The organism is Streptomyces sp. NPDC051172 (assembly GCF_040682555.1).
Taxonomy (GTDB): domain Bacteria; phylum Actinomycetota; class Actinomycetes; order Streptomycetales; family Streptomycetaceae; genus Streptomyces.
Map to the genome: position 1 here is coordinate 1 of NZ_JBFBBE010000334.1, position 1,531 is coordinate 1,531.

Here is a 1,531-nt window from a genome sequence, read left to right on the forward strand (position 1 = left end):
TGCGAGGGTCATCGGGGAGGGGTTCTGGGCGGTCACGCAGCGCACCAGCGGGGCGGGCGTGGGGCCGGGTGTGGGGGGGGTCGTCGTCATAGGCTCGAGTGTATGGAGAACCAGCAGACCGGCCAGGCCGCGGACCGCGGCACCATCGACACGCGCGAGGGACTCACGGGCAATTACGTGCAGTCCGGGGCGGAGTTCACGCGGGACACGAACTACATCGCGGACCGGATCGTGGCGGACCCGGAGGCCGTGCGGGCCCTGCCCGTGGCCGAGCCGTCCACGGTCGGCCGCGTGGGCGGCGGGCTCACCGAGGGGGCCGAGGCGTGGCCCGTCGAGGCGGGCCGCTACCGGCTCGTGGCGGCGCGGGCGTGCCCGTGGGCGAACCGGACGATCATCGTGCGGCGCCTGCTCGGCCTGGAGGACGCGATCTCGCTGGGCACCCCGGGGCCGACCCACGACGAGCGCTCCTGGACCTTCGACCTCGACGAGGGCGGGAAGGACCCCGTGCTCGGCACCGAGCGGATCCAGGAGAACTACTTCACGCGGTTCCCCGACTATCCGCGGGGCATCACGGTGCCGGCGATCGTCGACGTGCCGACGGGCGGCGTCGTGACCAACGACTACCCGCAGATCACCCTCGACCTCTCGACGGAGTGGACCGCGTTCCACCGCGACGGCGCCCCGCAGCTGATCCCCGACGCCGGGCCGGAGCGGGACGAGATGTTCGAGGTGATCGAGCGCGTGTTCACCGAGGTGAACAACGGCGTGTACCGGTGCGGCTTCGCGGGCTCGCAGGAGGCGTACGACGCCGCGTACGAGCGGCTGTGGACCGCGATGGACTGGCTCGAGGAGCGCCTGACGACGCGCCGCTTCCTGATGGGGGAGCGGATCACCGAGGCCGACGTGCGGCTGTTCACCACGCTGGTGCGGTTCGACCCCGTGTACCACGGGCACTTCAAGTGCAACCGGAACAAGCTGACCGAGATGCCGGCGCTGTGGGGCTACGCGCGCGACCTGTTCCAGACCCCGGGCTTCGGCGACACGATCGACTTCGCGCAGATCAAGGAGCACTACTACGTGGTGCACGAGGACATCAACCCGACGCGCATCGTGCCCGCGGGCCCGGAGCTGGCGAGCTGGCTGAGCGAGCATGGGCGCGAGGAGTTCGGCGGGGACCCGTGGGGCGGCGGCACCGCACCCGGGCCCGTGCGCGAGGGCGAGCGCGTGGACCCGGAGCACACGCCGCTGCGGTGAGGTCGCTCGGCCCGGCCTGCAACGCGGGTTGAGTTATCGCGGGTCCCGGGCTGGGGCACCCGCGATAATTCAACCCGCGTTGGTGTGTGGTGCGGGTGAGCGCCAGCAGGACGCGCCGAGGATTGTTGAACAATCCCCCCTCATGCCTCAAGATTGTGTGACCGGCACCTCAGCCGGGCCCGATCCGAGAGGACTCCACTGTGTCTCACGCGCCGCAGATCGACCTGAACTCCGACGTCGGCGAGTCCTTCGGCTCGTGGACGATGGGGGACGACGC

Annotated in this window: 2 protein-coding genes; both read left to right on the plus strand. The window is 71.0% G+C overall.

Annotation, left to right across the window (positions count from 1 at the left end):
* Positions 1-102 precede the first annotated feature (102 nt).
* Complete coding sequence (locus AB0N07_RS50865; RefSeq protein WP_350746520.1) at positions 103-1,254, plus strand: glutathione S-transferase C-terminal domain-containing protein; 1,152 nt, start codon at positions 103-105, stop codon at positions 1,252-1,254.
* Positions 1,255-1,454: 200 nt separating this feature from the next.
* Positions 1,455-1,531 (plus strand): LamB/YcsF family protein (locus tag AB0N07_RS50870; RefSeq protein WP_365847784.1); only part of this gene is annotated, 77 nt, incomplete at its 3' end.